Origin of the sequence: Flavobacterium sp. TR2, assembly GCF_025252405.1 — a bacterium.
In the GTDB taxonomy this organism is placed as follows: domain Bacteria; phylum Bacteroidota; class Bacteroidia; order Flavobacteriales; family Flavobacteriaceae; genus Flavobacterium.
Genome location: NZ_CP104307.1, coordinates 1766566 through 1791339, shown reverse-complemented (window position 1 = coordinate 1791339; position 24774 = coordinate 1766566). Strand labels below are relative to the sequence as shown.

The 24774-nt window shown below is 34.7% G+C and carries 19 protein-coding genes; 1 reads left to right on the top strand and 18 read right to left on the bottom strand.

All coding sequences use genetic code 11. The features are described 5' to 3' along the window. The first annotated feature begins 145 nt into the window (after nt 1–145). Nucleotides 146–1552: a DUF4403 family protein gene (locus N4T20_RS08060; protein ID WP_260672529.1), complete on the top strand. Its 1407-nt coding sequence runs from the start codon at nt 146–148 to the stop codon at nt 1550–1552. Nucleotides 1553–1566: 14 nt separating this feature from the next. Here N4T20_RS08060 and N4T20_RS08055 read toward each other — a convergent pair whose 3' ends face one another. From N4T20_RS08055 to N4T20_RS07970, 18 genes are all read right to left on the bottom strand, one after another. After that, complete coding sequence (locus N4T20_RS08055; RefSeq protein ID WP_260672528.1) at nt 1567–1827, bottom strand: hypothetical protein; 261 nt, start codon at nt 1825–1827, stop codon at nt 1567–1569. Beyond that, a complete protein-coding gene (locus N4T20_RS08050) occupies nt 1817–2359 on the bottom strand; it encodes a DUF420 domain-containing protein (RefSeq protein WP_260672527.1) in 543 nt (180 codons plus the stop codon). Before N4T20_RS08050 ends, N4T20_RS08055 begins: the two co-directional genes overlap by 11 nt. A gap of 2 nt (nt 2360–2361) precedes the next feature. Then, nucleotides 2362–3048: an SCO family protein gene (locus N4T20_RS08045; protein ID WP_260672526.1), complete on the bottom strand. Its 687-nt coding sequence runs from the start codon at nt 3046–3048 to the stop codon at nt 2362–2364. Between the two features lie 11 nt (nt 3049–3059). Continuing rightward, nucleotides 3060–3701 (bottom strand): hypothetical protein, encoded by a 642-nt coding sequence (locus tag N4T20_RS08040; protein ID WP_260672525.1) that lies wholly within the window; start codon nt 3699–3701, stop codon nt 3060–3062. Between the two features lie 79 nt (nt 3702–3780). Continuing rightward, on the bottom strand, nt 3781–4131 hold the full coding sequence (locus N4T20_RS08035) for a cytochrome C oxidase subunit IV family protein (RefSeq protein ID WP_260672524.1): 351 nt from the start codon (nt 4129–4131) through the stop codon (nt 3781–3783). An 18-nt stretch (nt 4132–4149) separates the two neighbouring features. After that, nucleotides 4150–5133, bottom strand: coding sequence for a cytochrome c oxidase subunit 3 (locus N4T20_RS08030; RefSeq protein ID WP_008467364.1), 984 nt, complete (start codon nt 5131–5133; stop codon nt 4150–4152). 42 nt (nt 5134–5175) lie between these two features. After that, complete coding sequence (locus tag N4T20_RS08025; RefSeq protein ID WP_260672523.1) at nt 5176–5763, bottom strand: heme-copper oxidase subunit III; 588 nt, start codon at nt 5761–5763, stop codon at nt 5176–5178. A gap of 2 nt (nt 5764–5765) precedes the next feature. Continuing rightward, on the bottom strand, nt 5766–6668 hold the full coding sequence (cyoE, locus tag N4T20_RS08020; RefSeq protein ID WP_260672522.1) for a heme o synthase: 903 nt from the start codon (nt 6666–6668) through the stop codon (nt 5766–5768). Nucleotides 6669–6827: 159 nt separating this feature from the next. After that, the gene (locus N4T20_RS08015) at nt 6828–8951 is read right to left on the bottom strand and encodes a gliding motility protein RemB (protein ID WP_260672521.1); all 2124 of its coding nucleotides are present in this window, start codon (nt 8949–8951) and stop codon (nt 6828–6830) included. 19 nt (nt 8952–8970) lie between these two features. Next, nucleotides 8971–9714 carry a deoxyribose-phosphate aldolase gene (deoC, locus tag N4T20_RS08010; RefSeq protein WP_260672520.1) on the bottom strand — a complete coding sequence of 248 codons (744 nt, stop codon included), beginning with the start codon at nt 9712–9714 and terminating at the stop codon, nt 8971–8973. A gap of 115 nt (nt 9715–9829) precedes the next feature. Continuing rightward, nucleotides 9830–10213 (bottom strand): VanZ family protein, encoded by a 384-nt coding sequence (locus tag N4T20_RS08005; protein WP_260672519.1) that lies wholly within the window; start codon nt 10211–10213, stop codon nt 9830–9832. Further along, a complete protein-coding gene (gcvH, locus tag N4T20_RS08000; RefSeq protein WP_260672518.1) occupies nt 10206–10586 on the bottom strand; it encodes a glycine cleavage system protein GcvH in 381 nt (126 codons plus the stop codon). The genes N4T20_RS08005 and gcvH overlap by 8 nt, the downstream gene beginning before the upstream one ends. An 86-nt stretch (nt 10587–10672) precedes the next feature. Beyond that, a complete protein-coding gene (gene sprA, locus N4T20_RS07995) occupies nt 10673–17884 on the bottom strand; it encodes a cell surface protein SprA (protein WP_260672517.1) in 7212 nt (2403 codons plus the stop codon). Nucleotides 17885–17908: 24 nt separating this feature from the next. Beyond that, complete coding sequence (gene ruvA / locus N4T20_RS07990) at nt 17909–18490, bottom strand: Holliday junction branch migration protein RuvA (RefSeq protein WP_260672516.1); 582 nt, start codon at nt 18488–18490, stop codon at nt 17909–17911. Nucleotides 18491–18568: 78 nt separating this feature from the next. Then, complete coding sequence (locus N4T20_RS07985; RefSeq protein WP_260672515.1) at nt 18569–20860, bottom strand: NADP-dependent malic enzyme; 2292 nt, start codon at nt 20858–20860, stop codon at nt 18569–18571. Nucleotides 20861–21015: 155 nt separating this feature from the next. Further along, nucleotides 21016–21441 carry a CBS domain-containing protein gene (locus tag N4T20_RS07980; protein ID WP_250834132.1) on the bottom strand — a complete coding sequence of 142 codons (426 nt, stop codon included), beginning with the start codon at nt 21439–21441 and terminating at the stop codon, nt 21016–21018. A 376-nt stretch (nt 21442–21817) separates the two neighbouring features. Beyond that, nucleotides 21818–23830, bottom strand: coding sequence for an OmpA family protein (locus N4T20_RS07975; RefSeq protein ID WP_260672514.1), 2013 nt, complete (start codon nt 23828–23830; stop codon nt 21818–21820). Between the two features lie 8 nt (nt 23831–23838). Beyond that, nucleotides 23839–24750, bottom strand: coding sequence for a type IX secretion system membrane protein PorP/SprF (locus tag N4T20_RS07970; protein WP_260672513.1), 912 nt, complete (start codon nt 24748–24750; stop codon nt 23839–23841). Between the last annotated feature and the right edge of the window lie 24 nt (nt 24751–24774).

The following is a 24774-nucleotide window of genomic DNA, read 5'->3' as shown; positions in this document are numbered from 1 at the left end:
GTAATTATTAAGTAATTTATGATAATAAAAAGTTAATAATTATGTTACCTATTTTGTATTAGACTGCAATTTTTAGTTATTGTTACACTTTTTCAATAAAATATGATTGTTTTTGTAATTTTACCTCGTCTTAAAATCATCTTAAATGAAGCTTAGTTCTATTATTTCAATGTTTATAGTACTTGCAGTACTATCGGGCTGTTCATCGGCTCAAAAATTAGAAACATTAAAACCTGAACCAGACGATGCCAGTCCGTTAATTTATGACAGCAGCCCTTCCTTTATAAACCTTCCTATTACAATCAAATTGAGCGATATTGAAAATCAGACCAATTCTTTATTAAATGGATTGATCTACGAAGACAATAATATCGAAGATGATGATATTGAAATGAAAATATGGAAACAGGCTCCAATCAAAATTCAAAATGACCCTTCAAATCTGGATAAAAGAATTAGAACCGTTTTACCGCTTAAAGCGAATATTAAATATCGAATTGGTACCAAAAAACTGGGAGTAGAATTATACGATGTAAGAGAGTTTAACCTAAATGGAGTTATAACGCTTTCTAGCGAAACTGCTTTAACCAACTGGAAACTTAGCACAAAAACAGAATTCAAATCTCTGGATTGGAACGAGAGCCCAACCATGACAATATTTGGCAAAAATATGCCGATTACTTATTTAATAAACCCTGCGATTTCTATTTTTAAAAGCAAACTAGAAAAGAAAATAGACGAAGCAATTGAAAAATCAATGGATTTTAAACCTAATGTTCTTCAAGCGGTCGAAAAAATCTGCACTCCTTTTCAAATGAGCGATACATATGAAAGCTGGCTTCGCATTGTTCCTATCGAAATATATTCTACAAACGCTAAACTTAAAAACGACTCGTTCCTGCTTGATATGGGCATGAAATGCAACATGGAAACTATCGTTGGCAAACAGCCTGAATCGAAATATAGCGCCAGCAAAATTGTTCTGAAACCTGTAGCCAAAATACCAAATCAGATTTCTGCCAATATTGCAGCGATTTCAAGCTATGTCGATGCTTCTAAGATTATGACTAAAAATTTTGCGGGTCAGGAATTTGGTTCCGGAAGCAAAAAAGTAACTGTAAAAAATGTTTCAATCTGGCATAAAGACGGCAAAATGGTAATTGCACTAGACGTTTTAGGATCTATAAATGGAACTCTTTATTTGAATGGTTTCCCTTCATATAATGCTCAGACAAAGGAAATTTACTTCGAGAAATTAGATTACGTTTTAGATACCAAAAGCAAATTGATGCGTACAGCAAACTGGCTTGCGCAAGGGTATATTCTTAGAAAAATGGAAGAAAGCTGTCGCTATTCGATTCAGCCTAACTTGGAGGAAGGCAAAAAAAGCATGGCAGGATACCTAAAAAATTATTCGCCTATGCCAGGGGTATTTGTCAACGGAAAAATGGAAGACATTCAGTTTGATAAAATACAGCTAACCAATCAGGCCATCATAGCTTTCATCAAAATAAACGGAACGGTAAATGTCTCGGTCAACGGACTTAAATAAAAAAAGCAGTGTGATTACACTGCTTTTTTCTTTTTAGAGTACATTCGATAAATCAAATATCCTATTATTAATACCAGTAAATACGGAATAACCATTAAATAAACAATTCCGTCATTTACTGCTTCAGCTTTTTTGATATTGGAATCTCCCGATAATGCAGCGCGGCACATGGCACATTGAGCATTTGCTGAAATTCCAATTAAAAAAATACAAATTCCAAGAAACATATTTTGAAACTTGGCGCTTGCTTTTTGGATTTTATTTTTAGTGTGCATAATATGGAGAAATCATTAAGTAAACTATAACTCCCGTAACGGCAACATACAACCAAAGTGGAAAAGTGATTTTAGCAATTTTTCTGTGTCGGTCAAAACGTTTTGCAAGCGCTCTTACATACGTAATCAATACAAGCGGAATAATTACAATTGACAATAAAATATGCGTTATAAGAATGAAGAAATACACATAACGCATTGCCCCTTCTCCTCCGTATTTTGTAGAATCTGAAGTCATATGATACGCTACATACATAACCAAAAACGCAACCGACAATGCAATAGCAAAAGTCATCAGTCTTTCGTGCAATTTTTGATTTCCTTTCTTAATTGCCAAAACAGCCCAAACTAAAACAATTGCTGTAATACCATTTGTTGTTGCATAAATTGGAGGCAAAAACGATAAAGGCTCTACAGCAATACCAAAATCTTTTAATTTAACCCCAAACAAAATTGCCACAACAACCGGAATTATAATCGAAACCGCAACAATGAATTTGCTAAATTTTTTCTCTAAAGTATTATCTTCCATTTTTATTCTTCTAATAAAATTTTAATGTCTTCTTGAATATCTCTTACTCCTTTTTTGTCTAAACCATCATAATAAATATTCGGGTTTCCGTATTCATCTTTTCTGCAGCGAATGTTTCCATCTTTATCTATCAGAGCAAATAGGCCAGAATGCTCAAAACCTCCGCTCACCTTATCATTTTCTCCTGCATAAAGATTAAATCCTTTATTAGACAAATCCATAATTACATTTCTGTCTCCAGTCAAGAAATTCCAATTAGATGATTTTACACCAAGCAATTTTGCATGATCTTTTAAAACCTGCGGAGTATCATGTTTTGGATCAATTGTAATTGAAACAATTCCAAAGTTTGGATTTCCAAAAAAGGTCTTTTCTATCTCCAACATACTCATGTTCATCTTTGGGCAGATAGAAGGACAAGTTGTAAAGAAGAATTCCAGAACATATACTTTCCCTTTATACGTCTCATTTGAAACCTTTACATTGTCTTGATTTGTCAATTCAAATTTTGGCGCTGGACCAATTGTCAAAAGTTTGGTTTCTTTTGAAGATTTTGCTCCAACATTATCCAAACGATTTCCTTTTACAACGTCACCGTTTTTAACTCGATCAACAATTTTAGGAATGGCGTAAATCCCAAAAATCAAAATGATAAAAGAGATTCCAATATATGATTTGTTCTTAAACATTATAAATGATATTAAAGTTGCTTTGTAGCGTTATGATTCTTCTTTAAAGCTGCGCGGTATTCGTAAAGAATAATCTTGAAATCATCCAGCATTTCATTGCTCAATTCAGACGGATGAAAAGTATCGTATCCTTCCTTATACTCTTTTGGATCTTTTCTTCCTCTCAGATTACGCTCTTTATCGATGATATAAACATTTGAAGTTCCAAGATTATCATTCAGCTTTTCTTTTAAATACAGTCCATCATAAAATTTCTGAATTTCTTCTTTTGAAGCAAAAACAAAGTTCCAGTTTTTAACATCTGTGAAAGGAGATAAAGCATCAACAATTTTTTGGGCTTCTGCTTCAGTTCCAGTCGGACACAGCACTACAAACTGAAGATCTTCAAAACCATTATAACGTTTATAGATCTTTTCGTTTAAATTAAAATAATTGCCTCTGTTTTCAAGAATATTTGTACCGGAAAAACCCAATACCGTAATTTTTTTATCAAGGGAGATTTTTTTTCCGTTTAATGAATTCCAATTCCCAAAATCGGCCACTTTAGGTGTTATTACAGGAAGAGTCGTAAAACTATTTACACCAGAAGCAAAAAACAAATACGCTACAATTGGCAATACAAAAAGTACAAAGAGAACTATATTTTTTTTCATTATATTAACGGAGAATTATTGAGGTACAAAAATAAAAAAATCCCGATGTTATCGGGACTCTTTTCGAATTAATATCATGTTAAAAATTCCATTTAATAGTAGAATCTTTAAAAACCCCATAAATATAATGTCCTTCTGTCAACAGAATAAACAATAAATATAAAACTAGGAAGATAACAGGAGAAACTACAGACCATCTAAGGCTGCTTTTTTCACCTTCCATGTGCATAAATGCCCATACAATATAATATGCTTTGAAAACTGTAAGGATATAGAAAATCCAGTTTAACAAATTCAAACCAATAAAATGAGTAAATTCTAATGATGCAGGTTTGTAGATACCTAAGATAACCTCAACTGTAGTTACTACTGAAAGCAATCCGAAAACAAACCAGATTCTTTTTGTATTTGATACGTGCTCGTGTGACATAATAATTAAATTCTAAAATTAAACTAGGTAGAAAACTGTAAATACAAATACCCAAACTAAATCTACGAAGTGCCAGTATAATCCAACTTTTTCTACCATTTCGTAGCTTCTTCTTTTCTCGTAAGTACCTAATAATACATTAAAGAAAATAATGATATTGATGATTACTCCAGAGAATACGTGGAATCCGTGGAAACCTGTAATGAAGAAGAAGAAATCAGCAAATAATTTATTACCGTACTCGTTTCTGATCAAGTTAGCTCCTTCTACAACATATTTAGCAGTAGCTAAATGTTTTTCAGATTCTTCTCTTGATAAGATTGTCTTTTTCTTTTTATCTGTAAGTTTTTCTGTTCTAATTAAAATTTCAGGGTGAGCTTTAAAACCAGCCTGAACTTCAGCAACTGTGTAAGTAGGAAGCGTCTGAGCATCTTCCATAAACCAAGTCGATTTGCTTCTTGTTAAAGCTTCTCTCTGTTCTGGCAATTTAACAGCAAAATCAGCTAAAGCTACTCTTTTACCATCTTTATCCACAAATTGAAGCAAGCTACCTCCAACAGTTTCAACCGCTCCGTACTCTCCTTTAATGAAGTTTTTCCATTCCCAAGCTTGAGAACCAACGAAAATTAAACCTCCAATAATAGTTAAGAACATATAGATAGCAACTTTTGTCTTTTTCAATTGGTGTCCTGCATCAACAGCCAAAACCATTGTTACAGAAGAAAAAATCAAAATAAAAGTCATTAATGCTACATAATACATTGGAGCCGCAACACCATGCATAAATGGGAAGTGAGTGAACACTTCATCAGCCAAAGGCCATGTTTCAATAAATTTAAATCTAGAAAAACCATAAGCTCCTAGAAATCCAGAGAATGTTAAGGCATCTGATACGATAAAAAACCACATCATCATTTTACCATAACTTGCTCCTAAAGGCTCATTGTGACCGCCTCCCCAAGTTTTTTCGTCGTTGTTTGCAGTAGTAACTGTCGCTCCCATAAAAGATATTCGTTAAAAAGTTCCCAAATTTACGTTTTTTTCTTATTTAAAGAAATATAAAAATAAAAATAAATATACCCATAATAAATCCAAAAAGTGCCAATACATCGCACCTAGTTCTATACCAAGAGTTTGAGTCGAATTGTATTTTTGTTTAAAATGATTATAAATTATAATTAAAAGTGAAATTAATCCGCCAGCTAAGTGCAACAAGTGTGTAACTGTCACCACATAAAGAAAAGTTGTAGTAATTGAACTACCTTCTCCTGTAAAGTAATACCCTTCAGCAACGATTTGTCCAAATCCTTTGAATTGTAATACCACAAATAGAACTCCTAAAGCTAAAGTTCCAAGAAGCAATCCTGTAACAGCGCTTCTATTGTCTTTTTGAATGGCTTTTTTTGCCAAGTAAAAAGTAACGCTGCACGCAATAATTACTGCTGTACTCCAATAGAAAGCTGAAGGAAGCTCAAAATTCTTCAACCAGTCTGCTCTCGATTTACTTACTACAAATGCACTTGTTAAACCAGCAAACATCATGGTCATACTAACCATTGCGAAAAGCAGAATCAGTTTTGCTGATTTTGATTTTCTTACTTGTTCTTCATTTGTTTTTAATGTCATTTCCATAACTATCTTAAAAATTTATCTACTATAAATACAATTTGCAAAAGCGAGATATAGGAAACACTTACCAGCATTAATGTTCTCGCCGCCTTCGCAGTTCTTAGCTTATACAAACGAACGGCATAAAAAAGCATCCAAACCCCCAATAAAAACACTAAAACTGCCGCAATTGGAGAAATAAATAATTGTCCTGTAAAGCCTAACACAGGCAATAACGATGCTATTATAAGCCAAATTGTATACAATATAATCTGCAATGCAGTTCCTTTATCTTTTTTGCCTGTCGGAAGCATGAAGATTCCGGCTTTCTCATAGTCTTCATACAAAAACCATCCGATTGCCCAAAAATGTGGAAACTGCCAAAAAAATTGAATTAAAAATAAAGTCCCCGCTTCAATACCAAATTCGCCTGTTGCCGCTACCCAGCCTAACATAAACGGAATCGCACCAGGAAAAGCTCCAACAAAAACAGATAAAGAAGTAACTGTTTTTAATGGCGTATAAACACTTGTATACAAAAATATAGAAATCGCCGCAAACATTGCCGACTTTGCGTTTATCGTATAAAGAAGCGATATTCCAACAATTGTAAGCAGACTCGCTACCAGCAAAGCTACTTTTGGAGACATACGCCCAGAAGGAACCGGACGATTTTTGGTACGATCCATTAAAGAATCGATATCTTTTTCAATTACTTGGTTAAAAGCATTTGATGCCCCAACCATACAGTAGCCCCCAATTGCCAAAACAGCCAAAACACTCCATTTAAAAGGATGATCAGAATCTACTCCTAATAAATATCCAGCGATAGAAGAAAACAACACACTAATAGCCAGACCAGCTTTAGTAATCTCTTTAAAATCTAGAAATATTGATTTGATTGATAATGTATTTTTTGCAGCGTTCAATACCGTTGTATTTTGTGTATTTTTTTTGAGTGGTGCAAATGTACAAATTAGATTGTAGAATATTAACCTATAAAAATAGATTTTTTTCAATAAAACCTTTACAAATTAAGATCTCAGCATTCTTTAACACTATTATTTCGAAAAATCTTATTAAAAAGACTAGTAATCAAAATACCAATTAAAAATATCTGAACGCAAACCAATGCTAAACCAAGTCGTGCTTTGTTTAAAAGTTGTTGCTGTTTCTTGAGTCGGATCAAAGTTTCTGTAAATTAAACTTCCAAACAATTTCAAGTTCGTCATCGGATTAATCAAATATCCTCCTTGAACATCAGCAATAAAAACATTCGTTTTATTTCCCTGACCTATTTTTACTCCCGTATTGTAAGGGCGTTTTTCATCATAGCTTTTATAAATATTTCCTCCGTAATTATAAGAGTCTGCAGCGGTATCAAAATCCAAACCTCTAGTTCCAACTGTCAGCTTAGCATCGGCAAGCCAACGCCCTTTGTGGTATCGTGCAATTGCAATAAGTTCTTTGAAATTTCCTCCCCATTGGTGCCCAACACTCTGATTGTTGTGTCCGTAGTTTGTAATAACGGCACTATGTGAGTACACATAGGGACGCACACGATTTAGTTCCACTTGCAATAATAAATCTTTTACGTTGAAGGCATTGAAATATTTTGCTCCAAACTGAAAGCCAAATTTATTTTTCCAGCTTTGATTTCCAGCTCCAACATCAGAAACAGAAAATTCATCAATCAAAAATTGCGAATAAAGGTTTATACTGTTATTCCATTTATATTTACCAGTAATTCCTAAAAGAGCGTTTCCACTTCTAGATGAAGAACCAAATTCTACCGCACGGTAAAAAATAATAGGATTAACAAAATTAGCATCAAAACCTCTGTTGTTAGTATTAGTCCAAACTACAGATTCAAAAAAACCTAAGTTTACTCTATTCGAAACATTCCAGCTCAAATAGTGATTGGCCATGAATTTTGTCGCGTATGTCTTTTCAGCTGTTACTTCTGGACGAACATCTTTCATCCACATATACGTATTGGTATATTTAATTTTCCAGAATTTAGTGTTTAGTTTAAAATATGGATACGGACTTGCTCCATCGCTTTCCAACAAAGAACGATAACCGTCTCCAATAAAATTTCTGCCATAACCTAATTGAAAATCAAATATTTTTCCTGGCGCGAAAGTAATATTCGCTTCCGCTAAAGGAAAATCGTAAGCATCTGTTTTGAATCGTTTTGCAATTCCAACTCCAGGAATGATAGCTGGATTTCCTCCAGATGGCTTAATAGATTCTGCATAATCGTTAAAGTATCCTGCAAATCTTCCTTGGCTTTCAAAAAATGTAGTCGTAAAGTTGATTTGTTTTCCTAAACCTCCTCTGAAATTTAGCGCTCTAGTATTCACATAGGTGTAAGACGCATCAAGATCTGAAGCCTTACCCATTTGCAAATCGACAATTGGATTTAAGGCAAACCAATAATCTTCTCCTTGAATCTGCACTAGGTTTTCATTCCACCATTTTCTTCCCAACCAAGTCGATGTTTTTTTCTGAAGCGACTCATTTACCGCTCTCAAATTATAATATTTTGAAACCTCAGCGTAGGTAAAAGGCTTAGATGCCGTATGGTTATTGCTCCCAACTTGATTCATTTCAGCATCAAATTGCGCATAATAACTGTGTGAAAATGGAATATTTAAATGGCTTTCAAATTCTGGATTATTGTATTTTTTATACACAATGCTATCCAGTTCTGTCATAGGTTTTTCAATTGGCTTTAAAATTTCTGCTGCGGCCAGAGCTTCTGCTTCAAGTTGTGCAGAACTTTTTAAAGGAATATCAATAGAAATTGTATATTTAGAATACGTTGGTTTTCCGCTATATGTTGATGGTTTTATTTTTGGAAATGTCCCGAATACTCTTTTTGCTTCTTCCGACAATTCTTCGTTTTCTGCAGAAACATAAATCACCTTAAATTCGCCTTCTGCATTTACTTCAAAAAGCAATTTCACCGCTCCTTTATAATTATTGTTTTTTAATTTTTGAGGAACTTGAAAGTTATTAAACACAAAATCCTGAACTTCCTTATAAAAACAATTTTCTAATTTTTTTCCTTCTAAATTTTCGCAGTTAGGAAAAACTGGAAATTTTTCTGCCGAGAAGCCTGGCTGAACTGAAGAACTACCATTTTGCTGAGAAGAAACAATAAAGAACGAAAAACTTAAAACAAGGGATAAAAAAAACTTATTCACTTAAAATTGGGGGATTTATTTAATATTGATTTGGGGAAATTTCTCCGTTGGCAATTGCTTTTGCAGCCGAAGTGCCGATGCGTTTTACTCCTAAACGAATCATTTCTGCCGCTTCTTCAAATGAACGGACACCGCCAGCCGCTTTTACTGAAAGTGGCGAAGCATTTTCGAGCATCATAATTATTGCCGGAACTGTTGCTCCATTTGGAAGATTATTATCTGTTTTGTAGAAACCTGTAGAAGATTTTACAAAAACAGATTCAAAATCATCTTCTTTAAAATTAGACACCACAATATGTTTTATTAAGGCAGAGAGCTGAATAATTTCTTTATCTGTTAGGGCTGCAACTTCAATAATCCATTTTACGGTTTTATCATTTGCCAATCCGATTTGTGTTCCAATTAAGACTTCCTTTTTCACCAAATCGAAATCACCATTTTTAAATGCTTCGTAGTTACAGACAAAATCCAAATCATCAGCTCCATTTGCAATGGCTTCATTTGCTTCTTTTATCTTGTCTTCCAGACTTGACTTTCCTTCTGGAAAATCGATGACCGTTCCAACCAATAAAACAGAATTGGCTTCTAGAATCATTTTTTTTGCTAGAGCGACATATTCTGGGCGAATCATTATCAGCTTGAAACCTTCATGAATTGCTTCGGCAATTGCATTTTTGACCACAACAGTGTTTTCTGCTTCCGAAAGACCAGCTTGCGATGCAGTTTTTAAATACGTAGAGTCCAAATATTGCTTTACATTCATTTTGATAGAAGTTGCAGAAAACCAGCACAAAAGTACATTTTAAATTGAAAAAACATAGCTTTTTAAACGCTTGATTTTCTTGTAATAAAAAACCCACCGAAGTGGGTTTCTAAAATTATATTTTATCGATTTGCCTTTTAAATCCTATTGCAGAAAAAACTGCTACTACCGCTCCAAGCGCATTGGCTAGAACATCTGCAACATCTGAAGCTCTTGTTACCGTAAGGGCACTCTGTAGAATTTCGATTGTTATTCCAAAAAAAACAGAAAATATAAAAGAAATCAAATATGCTTTATAATCATCAGCCTCTTTTCCTTTTAATTCTTTCTTGAAAAATAAAATCCAAGAAATAGTGAATCCAAAGTGAAAACAGAAATGTATAATTTTATCAATACTTGGGAAATTGACTACTGGAATATTACTAGAATCTGTCAGACAAAAATAAAAAATGATTCCAGAGCAGATAATTGCCCAAATTAATAAGAGTTGTTTAGGCACCGATTAATTGTTTATAAGCTTCATCAGATAGTAATGAATCGATTTCTGATGCATCAGCGATTTTTATTTTAATCATCCATCCTGCTCCATAAGGATCAGAATTTACTGTTTCAGGAGCACTTTCTAAGTCATCATTAAAAGCGATGATCTCACCTGTTAATGGTAAAAATAAATCTGAAACTGTTTTTACAGCCTCAACAGTTCCAAAAACCTCATCTTTTGAAAGTGTCTGATCTAAAGTTTCTACTTCAACATACACGATATCTCCTAACTCTTTTTGTGCAAAATGAGTAATTCCTACTGTTGCAACATCTCCTTCGATGCTAACCCATTCGTGATCTTTTGTGTACTTTAAATTTGCTGGTATGCTCATAATAGTTGTGTTTGAAAATTGATTGTTTAAAATTTAAGCCACAAATGTAATAATCTTCTAATAAAATCTAGTTTAGAAACTAAAATTTAATTTCCAAAATTATAACGAAGCGTGAAACCTGATCTGATATTCGTTAAAGGGAAAGAAGTCGAAATAACTGCTTTCGAGAACGAATGGTCATAATAGAATATCGCTGTTAAGTTTTTACTGAAAGCATAATCTGCCGTCAATTTCAACGTCCAGATATTCTGTCCCGCTGCCAGCTGATTGTTATCGTAATCTAAATAGCGAACTAGAGTTTCGTTATTTCTATATGAAAAATCAGCTTTAATGTTGATATCACTTTTAATAATTCCAGTTGGATTATCTGCTAATCTAGATGAAATAATTACATCTTTAAAACGATATCCTACTCCTACAACATATTCTACTCCTCTTACTTCTGTCAATAAATTATTGTCAAAACTCATAGACAAAGCACGGTCTTTTTTAACTTCTGTCAATAAGCGGAATGAATTTTTCAGCTCAAAATCAACTCTAAGCAGTGGGCTAAACTGCTCAACTAAATTGACATTTGACATAATTGTCTTATTGAAGAAGTTCGTGTTTACGTCCTGCCCTGTTGGATTTTCGAAATAATCAAAATTTGATCTAAACTGGCTAATCGTATACGATGCTCTATAATTATGCTGTAAAGAAAAACGTCTAAAATGATCTTTAAAATATTTGTAACGCATTAATCCATTATATTTCACATTCCAGTTCGGAATAGGGAAACTTCTAAAAATACTAGTTGAGCTTTTTGAAGCATCTGCCCCTGTATACGCCGCCATAAATGAAGGCAATAACACGGCTTGGTTACTTTTTGAAAAACCGATCGGATAACCTTCGTTAGCTACATAAATTTTATAATTAGGATCTGTTTCAGCTGGAATTGGATTGTTCGCATCTCCGTATCTAGGAATTTCTCCTCCTCCATAATGGTCTGCAGCCAAACGGTTTGCAATAACCAGACGATTGCTTCTAAAATCATCAAATGCAGCCGACTCTGTTTCTGTACTTGTTGAAAAAGAGGTCTTAATTAACACCGTTGAAATAGAAAACATTCCATAAGTATAAGGAGACAAAGGCTGATATTCCTTTGTTGTAGGATCAACGCTATATTGTTCTGATGAATTTTCAGAATAAGCTCGATCCATCGCCAAATCAATTTTTAAATCTGGCAGCAAATCTACGTTTGCAGTAACTTTCAACAGTTTATTGCTTACTTGCGTAAAGTTTTGGTTAAAATTCTGATAGCTCGTCAGCCATCCGTTTTTAGCGGCTTCATAACGCACATCATCCTGGCTACCAAATACAAACCCTAAAGAAGGTTTTGACGAACCAAAGAAACCAACACCAGGAATATAACCCGGTAAAACTGTTCCGCTATTTTTTGTATAGTTAATCTGAACGTTTTTAATACTGGTCAAAACTCCAATTAAACCATCATAAAACGGGTTACTGCTTGTAACTGGTTTAGCCGTGTTTACAATTTTCTCTCCTGGTTTTGGAGGTGCAGCAGGTTTTGTTGTTTTTGCTGGCTTTGATCCTGGTGTAAGACCTAAATATTTATACAGCGTATTCATATTTAATGTCGTAGAAAAGGTATTCGAATTGGCATTCTGAACCGTATTTCCTAAATCCCAAGGCATTCCATTTTCATCAATATACTGAGACATTGCCGTTGATGATCTCTGCCAGTTATAATCGGCTGTGTACGAATAAGTAGCTTTTACAAAACTAAATATTGGAATTTTATTGATTGGAATATCGTAATTCAAGACGAATTGCTGCAAATGCTGATTTGGTATCCCTGTATCAAAATAATCATCCCAGATATTAAAATCCTCTTTTGGAGTATTATCATCATTTAAGAAGTTTCTAACAATATTATTAGACGCCGCCGTATAGTTCAGCTTTAACGATTTTGTCAAGTTAAAACCAAAACCGTACTGATAATTAAATGCAAAGTTTCTTCTGTAAAGCGGATCAAGTCCGATACCCTGAACGTCTTCAACTTGTCTATATTGCTGACGGTTGCTTTGTCTCAAAATATTAGTATTGAACGTAATATTTGAAGGCAGATAATTAAAGTTAAAATCGCTCAGCATTTTCCAATAATCGCTTTTTTTCATGAATTTGGTCTGCTTAAACGGAACCACCTCTTTGGGCTGGAATGTATAAGCATAATTTACAGCTGTATTCGATTGTTCGTCATTATAATTTTCAACTTCATAATCGTGTCTTTCCACCTGATTGTAGGATTGAGAAAAAGTAAAGTTTTCCACATCATAAACATGAGGTTTCTTTTCTGGTGCTCTATCTTTTCTTACCCCAATAAAATTGATGCTTTTACGCTTAGTATAATCAACTGCACGTGTTCTAATATTTTCTTTTTCTGCCGGATCTGTAGTTTCTTTAATCAATTGATCTAACTTGATATCTTGATTAAACGGATCGTATTCTGGTGTAATAACTTCTTCTCCAATAGCATAATTGAACGGAAGATTAATTCCCCATTTCTGAGGCATCAACTTTCCTAAATTTATATTGGTTACAATATTATACTGTTGAATATCTTCACGATCTCTCTCGTTGGCTCCTTGTTCTAAAGAACCAAAACCAATCGTACTCTTTTTACCTGAGGCAGATAATGTCATTAAATCGGCCATATTGGTATCTACATTTAGCAACGCAGCCATACCGCCTTTGTTCTCCAAATCAGACATACGAAGTTCGTTAAACCAAACTTCACCCATAATGTCTTTATGATTTGCAGCACTTTTTACTCCGACCATCAAATTTCGGACTAAACCAAAATTCGGATTTCCTTTAATACCCAACCTCAATTTACTGTCACCATCACCTCCTGATGGAATTAAATCAGGATCATCGTCTGGATAATATATTCCATTAATATCTCTCTTAGGCGAAGTAGGATCCAAAGGCATAGCCTTAATTTTCATTGCTGTCAATAAAGACAGAACTAGGTCAATATTGTTTTCTTCAAGCCAAACCTGATCTGGACTAATTGTACAAGAACCGCCTGTTCTTGTTACTTTCAATGGAATCTCAACTTGATAAAAGTTTTGCGTAAAATCGTTACCAAAACGAATAAATCCGATCATCTCATCGTCTAAAAGCGGATTTTCATTTGGAAGCGATTCTGCGTGAAGGAACATTTTCAATTTTTTGTACTGACGCATATCAACACTTACGTTCTTGAAAACCGCTCTAGAATCTTGATATTCTAATCCTGTGCCTGCAATTCGAACTGCCAAAGACTGCTCATTTTGATTAATGATTGTATTGTTATTGTACAGCTGTTCTCTTTGTACTCCTGGAGGAATAACGTAGTTAACCGGACATTTTGTACCGTTTTCTTGGATATTTACAGCTGCAACATCAAATTGAGTGCCGTCATCGTCAGGATTCACATCATTTGCATCTAACGTTCCTGCGTACTTTCTCCACTCTCCTCTAACTAAATCTAAGGCTCCAAAACGAACTGTCATCTGTTCATTAAATCCAGTCATAAACATACGCATGAAACGGATTGATCTAAAATCAGTAATATTTCCAATTGTATTTTGAGGTTTCGAAACAGGAATTTTAAACTGAATCCATCTTGCATTGGTTGAACCCCCATTCGGAAGTTCCACATTTTGAACCTCTCTAATATCTGTAATATAATTTTCGCCAACCTGCATACCCGGTTTTAAATCAATACTGTATTCATAATATGCATTGATTGTACTCATGGTATTGTCACGATTGATATCTTCAACATCTGGAAGCGTTGTAGAACCACGGTTTGGATCATCAACACTTACTGCCGAGTTTCCTTCTGTTCCGTTGTATTTTTTATAGCGTTCCAAAACATTTCCTTCTGTATTTAAGAAGTACTTATAGTTATCTGCTGCAGGGTCTTCTTCTCCTGCATAATTGTTATAAATCGAAGCTTCTTTTGCGTCTGGCAAACCGTCTAAACCGACGTCCTGATTTTTACGATTATCTGGATTGGTGTCAAATGCGTAAATCAAAGATTGTGATGCTGGCACATCTCCCCAGATAGGCTGCGGATTTACCATGATTTGATCTGGACCTAAACCGTTCTCATATTGTTTTCTTCCGTCTTTTAAAACGTCCTCAGAAACTTCTCCTAAATTGAAATAAATTTTTCCATTATTCGTTGGCTGAGCTTGTCCTGTACCAACATAAGGATCCAACACCCAAAACTGGATATATTCGACATTACCCTGCTCAAAGTTGGTAGAGTTTAATGCACGCATAATTCCACCAAAATTAGCTTTTGGATCGCTCGAAGCAAAATTAGGGTTATTGTTATATGGCCCTCTATCTGACGGATAGTATGTTAGATCCAACGTATTAATTACTTGAATCTGCCCTTGTGCGATATCTGTATTTGGATAAAGCTCTTTACTGTAAATCCTTCTTGTTGAATTTAAAGATAAATCATCATTTGAAATTCCAGATGGTTTTGAAGTAAAGAAAATCGGGTCAATTGTATACCAAGACAGTTTAGCGCGTTTATAGCCATACTCTAGTGTATTGGAGCTAGCATTGAAGGTATTGTCTGTAGCAGAATTTATAAATGGTGTTGAAGCCAAACTCCATGCATAAGCCGATCTCATATCAATTGTAGTCTGAGTACCTTCAAAATCGTCGATATAAATAGTAGCTTCGCCTTCAAAATCACTTGCTTTTGGAGCATCTGGCTTCAAAAATGCCACTTCCCCACGAATCGAAAGATTAGAAGGAACATCTGTATCTATATTTGGCAATTTATTGGCCAATCTTGTTAAAAATGGAACCTCTGTTGAGTAATTTCCGTTAAAACCAAAAATGGTGTTATTTACAGATTCTTGCCCGTAGCTTGATTTTTGAGTAAAAGGACGTTCTGTCATTTTTAAGAACGTTCCGCCCACAACAAATTTTTCAGAGATTTTATGCTCAACATTGAATCCCATGAATCTTCTGGTCTGCTGTCCGAAAATTGAATTGTTTTCCAATGATACTTCAATCGGGGTATTAGAAGCCTGCAATGAAGGATCTAATATCTGCACTCTTCCTAATTGATAATCTACGCTATAATCTATCCCTTCTACCAAAACTCGTCCTGCAGCCGTTACAACTACAGATCCCTGCGGCACGTTGAAGGCTCCAATAGGAATACCATTATTTCCAGAAGATTTATATTTTCCTCTCAGTAAGAATTTGTTTTTATCACTATCCTGCAAAGCGCCAGCCTGAGTGTTCTTGTACATATTTCTAAATACATATTTCTTCTGGTTCGGATTGTAGGTGGTTGGATCATTGTAGCTCTCGCCAGAATTAGTATTTAATTTTCTAAATAAAAGTTCTCCAAAAGGCTCCTTAGTCGTGAAAATAATTCGCGCATTCTGTACGTCAACGGTTACTCCAGGAACGTAATCAAAGAATCCGTCTCCTCCTGTCTGCGGGTCATTGTTATAATTTAAACGGTCAAGATTAAAAACATTCAATAATGGTGTTTGATCTACTTTATCATCTGGCCCAGGATTTGGCGGAAAAGAACTTCCTTGAACCGGTGTAATATAATTTATTGGCGAAGGATCTGTATAAAGAATGTTAAGCCTGAAATCTTCCTGTTTAATTTGATACGCTTGCGGAATTTGATACACGTTTTTCATCATCAGGTTCCAAACCGGATTCTGTACGTTTGTCAAACTGCTTTTCAGCATTTTCAGTACCAAACTCTGTGTTACAATTGCCTGATTGCCATTATTGTTTCCTGTAACTACGGTTCCGTCTACACCGTCACTACCGAATTCTCCAACTTGGTACACTTTTCCTCCAACTGTATATTCAAATGCAACCGCCAAAATTTCGTCATTAGCCAAACGCTGCTGTAATGAGATATAACCTAACTGCGGATTAAAAGTATATTCTTGTGTTGTTAATTTTCTAGCATTTTCAAGAACAGAGTAATCTGTACCTTCATTTACATTGGTATTGTTAAATCCTGATTTTGCTGTTACGATTTCTCTAATATTTGGGTTTAAGTAACTGCCCGGTTTTCCTATTGCCGCAGGATCATATTTATTGTTCGTGTTGTCTGTTGGAGAGTCTATAGGGTTATTAAAGAAACCTGTTGGGTCTGTAATTACAACCACTTCGTTGTCTGGAACACCAGAAACCTGGCCTTCTCCTAAATCCTGAAGCGCAATAATATTTCTTAAGTTATTATTTCCAGTTGTAATTCTATTCTGCTTATTGGTTACCCAAACTTCAATCCTTGTAACTTGAACACGGCTGTCTATTAATGGATAATTCTTTAATGAAGCGTCATACTTATTTCTAAAGTATTGCGATAAGAAGAAATGTCGATCATTATCGTAATCTAAAGCGAACAAATCAAAGTTTTGTACGGTCCCGCCACCTTCTGCGACTATACTTTTGGTTTGCGACTTTTGTTCTGAGAAAACTCCTGTAATGGTTGTTTTGCCAAATTGCAGCTGTGCTTTGACCCCAAACAAACTTTGTGCGCCTCGAATAAGGGTACTGTTTAAAGGCATACTAACGTTACCCACCTCAACTTTCTGAACAATATCATCTTCTGAAGGCGTATAAGCCAGTTTGAATAAATTCTGAAAAGCAAAGGTTGATTGCGTATCGTAATTGGCATTTACCTCAAGACGGGTTCCAATTTTCCCCATCAAACTCATACTGATTCTTTGGTCAAAATCAAAAGTCAGAGAGGATCTATTTCTTGGTGAAAATGAAGGGTTATCCTGTTTGGTATAACGCAAGCCCAAATCCATTTCTACTGATCCAGTGGGCTTTACATCTATGGTATTGCTTCCAAAAATGCTTTCAAACAAACTCGAATTGATATAATATCTTGGCAACAAGTCTTTTTTTGCTGCTTCGGCTCCTGCTTTTTTGCCATCGATGGCATCAGATTTTTTTCTAAAATAATCTCTTCTTGCTTCTTTTAGAACTAAATCTTCGTATTCTTTTGGAGTTAAAATTAAAGGGTAATTGATGGAGAAGCCATCGACAGAGTTGGTATAAATATAACGATCTGTAATAGGATCATATCGATAAGCTGAAAGTACGCTTGGCGGATCTTCGAGCTCTATTTTACCAACTGAAAATTGTGTTTTAGTTGTATCTTGAGTTACCGGTGTAACCTGCGCGCGCAAAACATTACCGCAGAGTAATACCAGCAACAAAATACAAATTTTACGCATAGAATTCTTTTTATAAGATGAAATTTATAAGCTTTTTAAAGCCTTTTTGATAATTGTTTCAACAGTAGCTTCAGGATCTTCTTTTACGATTCTTTCGACTACTTTTTCAGAAGCTTTTCGTACAAAACCTAAAACTTCTAGAGCAGATAACGCTTCATCTCGGTTTCTATTGTTTTGAACAGCAAAAACTTCATCAATATTATACAATTTAACAACTTTTTCTTTTAAATCTAATATAACTCTTTGTGCTGTTTTGTTTCCAATTCCTTTGATAGATTGGATTATGCCTACATCTCCAGATGCAATGGCATTTATAATTTGCTTTGGCTCTATAGACGAAAGCATTGTTCTTGCGATTCCAGCTCCAATTCCTGAAACAGAAATCAGCATTCTAAAAATTTCGCGTTCCGATTTTTCGGCAAAGCCATATAAAGTATGCGCATCTTCTTTGATTTGAAGATGCGTATACAATTTTATATTTTCAGAATTTGGAATTAAGGAGAAGGTGTGCAGCGATATATTCACCTGATAACCTACTCCTCCACAATCAATTACAACTTCTGTAGGATTTTTTTCTACTAATCTCCCTTGCAAATGTGCTATCATAAATATAGTTTGTTAGTATCAAATATAACAAAAATGCCATAAAACTACGACAAATTTGTTTAATCCTTGTAAGAACGTTTATTGTGTTATTTTATTCTTTTTAATTTCTTTTTCCTGTGCATCAATAACAGCAATTGCTGACATATTCACCATTTCCTCAACGCTTGCACCTAATTGGAAGATGTGAGCTGGTTTGCCCATACCCATCATGATAGGCCCAATTGAATTCACTTTATACAATTCTTTTAATAATTTATAAGTGATATTTGCTGATTCTAAATTAGGGAAAACCAATGTATTGACTTTTTTTCCTGCTAATTTAGAGAATGGAAACTTCTCTTGAAGCATTTCTGGATTTAAAGCAAAGTCTGCCTGAATTTCTCCGTCAACAATTAATTCTGGATGGTTTTTATGCAAATAAGCTACTGCTTCTCTAACTTTTGAAGCACTCTCGCTAGTTGAAGATCCAAAGTTTGAGAACGAAACCATTGCAATAACAGGCTCAATTCCGAACATTCTTGCTGTTTTTGCAGTCATAATCGCAATATTAATCAAATCTTGTGCAGATGGATTAATATTTATTGCAGTGTCTGATAAAAACATTGGTCCGCGAGAAGTAAGCATCATGTTTGCAGTTGCAATAAGTGAAGCATTTTGTGCTTTTGGAATTAACTGCATCATAGGTTTTACAACTGAAGGATAGCTTCTTGAGTAGCCTGTTACCAATGCATCTGCTTCTCCTTCATTGACCATCATTGCTGCAAAATAGTTTCTTTCGCGCATGAATTTTTCTGCATCCAATTTAGAAACGCCTCTTCGTCCTCTTGCTTCCCAAAATGATTTTGCAAATTTGTTGCGTCTTTCTGCTTCTTCGTCTGTTTTAGGGTCAATGATTTCGAGATCGGCATCAAAACCAAGTTCTGCCTTCAGCTCCAAAATCTGTTCTTTGTTTCCTAACAAAATTGGGAATCCGATTCCGTCTTCATAAACAATTTGAGCTGCTTTTAAAACGTTTAATTGGTCTGCCTCTGCAAAAACAATTCTTTTTGGATCTACTTTGGCGCGGTTTGTAATCAAACGCACCATTTTGTTATCGTTACCCATACGTTCGCGAAGCACATCTTCGTAAGCGGCCCAGTCTGTAATAGGATTTTTTGCTACTCCAGATTCCATTGCCGCTCTTGCTACTGCAGGCGCCACAACAGTGATCAATCTAGGATCGAATGGTTTAGGAATGATATATTCTTGGCCAAAACCTAGCTTTGTCGCACCGTAAGCTACGTTTACCTGCTCTGGAACCGGTTCTTTTGCCAAAATAGCTAAGGCTTTTACAGCCGCCATTTTCATTTCTTCGTTAATTTTTGTCGCTCTTACGTCTAAAGCTCCTCTAAAGATATAAGGAAAACCTAAAACGTTGTTTACCTGATTAGGAAAATCTGAACGTCCTGTCGCCATAATAACATCTTTTCTCGTCTCTACGGCCAAATTATAGTCGATTTCCGGATTTGGATTTGCCATTGCAAAAACAATCGGATTATGTGACATTGTCAATAACATTTCTGGACTCAAAATGTCTCCTGAAGACAATCCGATGAAAACATCAGCACCTTTTACGGCTTCGTCCAATGGAATTTTAGCGCCATCAATAGCATACTTTAACTGTAAATCTGATAACGATGGGTTATCTTTAGTTAAAAGTCCTTTACTGTTGTACATTAAAATGTTCTCTACTTTTACTCCAAGCGAAACATATAAGTCTGTACAAGCAATTGCAGCAGATCCTGCACCTGAAACTACCATTTTTACATCTTCAGCTTTTTTACCTGCCAATTCAAGCGCATTAATTAAAGCTGCAGAAGATATAATTGCTGTTCCGTGCTGGTCGTCGTGCATTACTGGGATATCCAATTCTTCAATCAGTCTTCTTTCTATTTCAAAAGATTCTGGAGCTTTGATATCTTCAAGATTAATACCTCCAAATGTTGGAGCAATATTTTTTACGGTCTGAATAAATTCTTCAACATTTTCTGTGTCGATTTCGATATCAAAAACATCAATGTCAGAGAAAATTTTAAACAATAAACCTTTTCCTTCCATTACAGGTTTTCCCGCTTCTGGTCCAATATTTCCAAGTCCTAAAACAGCTGTACCATTTGAAATTACGGCTACTAGATTTCCTTTTGCAGTGTATTTATAAACATCTTCTTTGTTTGCTGCGATTTCTAAACAAGGTTCTGCAACTCCTGGCGAATAGGCCAATGATAAGTCTCTCTGGGTTGCATATTTTTTTGTTGGAACTACCTGAATTTTTCCTGGAGTTGGTTCTGCATGATACAGTAACGCTTCTCTTCTTTTACTCTCTTTGTTCATTGTTTTTTAGCTTTTATTCTAGCTTACAAAGATATAAGTCTTGTTTTAAAAAGGCGTCTTTTTAGGATTTTCTTTTATTAAAATCTATCCTAATAAATAAAAAAAGCCCAATAGAATTGGACTCATTTTAAATTTTTATCGTTTTTAGGTATGCTTTATTGAGAAATATAAGAATTCAAATGGTTGATGGTGTCTTTCTGAATTTCTATAATTGCCTTCACTACATCGCTTATAGAAATGACTCCAACCACAGTTCCTTCTTCCAGAACAGGCAGGTGTCTTATTCTCTTTTCGCTCATAAGTTCCATACAATCTTCAAGATTATCTGAAAGTTTTACTGTAAAAACATGACTTTCCATAATCTCATGAACAAAAGTTTCTTTTGAAGATTTATCTTTCAGTACAATTTTTCGGGCGTAATCTCTCTCGGATAATATTCCTTTTAAAATATTATCATCCATAACCAAAATTGCCCCAATGTTTTTTTCTCCCATAACTTTTAACGCATCATAAACCGTTAAATTGGAGAAAATAGAATAAACATTTCTTCCTTTTGCTTTAAGTATTTGATCTACAGTCATAATGAAAAATTTTTAGATTTATAAAGTTAAAACAAAAACCAACACAATTTGCAACGAAATCGATTTTTTAAAAACATAACCAATTCATTTTAAACATTATACATCAAAATTTACATTTTCAAAATTATAGTGCAAATAATGAATTTGTTTGGAATTGTTTTTTGAGGAAAATTAGATTTTTTAACGTTACCAATATGTAACTCCTAACGGAGTTATTTCATAAATTATGTTTAATTCAAAAGCAACTCCGTTAGGAGCTACATACTTGGCAGAAAAAAATACACCACAAAATAGTATCCCGTAGGGATTATTTCAAAACGAAAACCCCTTCTCTAAAATTTAGAAAAGGGGATTTATAATTTATAATGAAGTTGTTTTACATCGATACAATGATAAACTCGCTTCGTCGATTTTTCATGTGTTCTTTTTCGGAGCATTTTACTCCGTCAGCGCATTTATTTACTAATTGGGTTTCTCCATAACCTTTGGCGGTCAATCTGTCTGTACCGATTCCTTTTTGAATCAGCCAATTTTTGGTTGACTGTGCTCTTTTTTCTGAAAGAATCTGATTGCTTTCTGAAGAAGAACGGCTATCTGTGTGCGAACGAATATCTAGCTTCATAGTTGGATATTCATTTAAAAGATTTACCACTTTCATTAATTGCGGTTCTGATGTTTTTTTGATTGTTGCTTTACCCAAATCAAAGAAGTTCATAGGCAGATTTAACAGTTTTGCAATATCTACTCCTACTCTTATCGAACCAACTTTTACTGGACTTATAGTTACTTTTTTGATTGCTACAGTTTTTGCCGTAAGTGGTTTAAACACTTTGTTTAATGCAATCATTTGAGTCGTTTCGCCTTTTTCTTTAAGGATAGCTACTACAACTTCTTTAGCATTATAATCTGTTCTAGCAGTTCTGATGGTGTATTTTTTACCACATCTTAAATCGGGAAAAATATAACTTCCTTTTTCATCTGTAGTGATTGTTCCAACTGGATCAAATTTTTCATTAAACAAAGTCAGTGCGGTATTGGCTAATATCTCGTTTGTTTCTGCGTCGGTAACTGTTCCTGACAAATTTTGTTCGCAGATTAATCTTTTTGTCTCTGTAAATCTGTAAATATCATCTAAACCTTGTCCGTTTTCTCTATTTGAAGAAAAATAACCGCTTCTGCTTTTACTGTCAATACTAAAAGCAAAATCGTCTTGTTTGCTGTTTACAGGTTCGCCGACATTTAAAACTTCATCATAGGTTCCGTTTACTTTTATACGGGAAGCAAAAATATCCAATCCGCCCAAGCCTGGACGTCCGTCAGACGCAAAATACAGTTCGTTATCTTCAGAAATGAACGGAAAGGTTTCTCTTGCTTCTGTATTAATTGCTGGCCCAAGATTTTGGGGCGCTCCGAAAGTTCCGTCTTCATTGATTGCAACTTTGTAAATATCCGACTGCCCTAACGTTCCTGGCATATCTGATGCAAAATACAATGTTTTTTCGTCAGGGCTTAGAGCTGGATGCGCAGTGCTGTATTGGTCACTGTTGAATGGAAGTTCTTTTACATTTTGCCATTCATTATCTATAAGTTCTGCTTTGTATAATTTTAGAAGCGTTACATTTTTATCGTTGCTTCGTCGTTTACCATCTGTAAAATTATTACGGGTAAAGTACATCGTGCGTCCATCTTTTGTAAAAATCGGACTTGATTCATTAAAATTATCTTTTTTTCTTTTTACTAAAAGCTGTGGGATTCCAACGCTTCCATCTGGCATTAAATCGGCTGTGTACAGTCTTGAAAACGATCTGTTTGTCCATTGAAAATTGGCTTTCACAACCCCGCCCGTATCGCGCGCAGAAGTAAAAACTATTTTGTTGTTGTAAACAACGCTTCCGTAATCTGAATATCTAGAATTAACTCCCGCATCGGCTATTTGAAATCGGCCTGAGTTTTCTTTTATGTCTTCTAAATAGTTTTTATCATTTCTGATTAGATCTGCTCTTTTTTCTGATGTTGCTTTTTGATTGAATTTCTGCAAAATCTCATCCGACTTGCGATAATCTCCCGCTGATTTTAATGATTGCGCATATCGATACAAATATTCAGCTTCTTGGTTTTCGTTTATTACAAATAATTGTTCGTACCATTTTAGTGCGCTTTTTAATTCGCCATTAAAGTAATATGAATTTGCCAAACGCTGAATTATTCCTTGGTCGGTAGTCTGGTCATTTACTAAATTCTCGTAAACTTTTATTGCATCCGCGTAAGCGTACTCTTCGTATTTTTTGTCTGCGTATTTTATGTTCATCGTTGTGAATGGATTTTGCGCAGTCACATTTGAAATAAAACTAGACAGTAAAAAGATTAAAATTAATTTTATAGCTTTCATAGGTTGTATTAAAAGAATCTTGGGGATATCATTTTATTATAATTATTAAAGAATTCGAATCTTAAGAAAATCTCGTGCGATCCAGAATTGTATTTTCTTAATTGTGTAGTTTCATGATCGTAACCATACCCTATGTACATTCCTTTTGTGACTTGAAATCCTGCCATTGCGCTGACAGATGCGCTCCAACGGTAAGCAAGTCCCAAAACAAATTTGTCATTAAACATGAAATTTCCTGAAACATCAACTTGCAAAGGTGCTCCTTCTACCATTTTGGCCATTAAAGCTGGTTTGAATTTGATGTATTCTAAACGATCGAGATTAAATACATAACCTGCTATTAAATAATAATTGATTTTTTCTTTGAAAATTGCCACATCGTCTGAATCATATCGGTTTGTTTCTATGAAATTAGGAACCGATAATCCGATGTAAGCTCTATCTGAATGATAATAAATTCCAGCTCCTACATTTGGCGAAAATTTATTTTTAAGATTCTGGAACTGCGGATCATCCTGATCTTCATAGCTTAATTTATTAATATCGATATTGAAAAGATTGGCAGTTCCTTTTATTCCAAAAGATAATTTCCATGATTCTGACGTTGGAATGGTATACGACAAATCTGCCGATAAAGTATTTTCTACAGTTGGCCCGATTTTATCATTTACCAAAGACACTCCAAGTCCTAAATCGCTATTTCGCAAAGGTGTATTAACAGAAAATGTACTCGTTTCTGGCGCTCCGTCTAATCCAATCCATTGTGTACGATACAAACCAAAAACGCTTAAAGCTCCACGTGAACCTGCATACGCTGGATTGACTTCGATTGTGTTGTACATATATTGTGTGTACTGCGCATCTTGCTGCGCGTTTGACACAATCGAAAAAAACATAAAAACTAAAATTAATTTTTTCATTTATTAAGCTTTAAAACGGCTTAG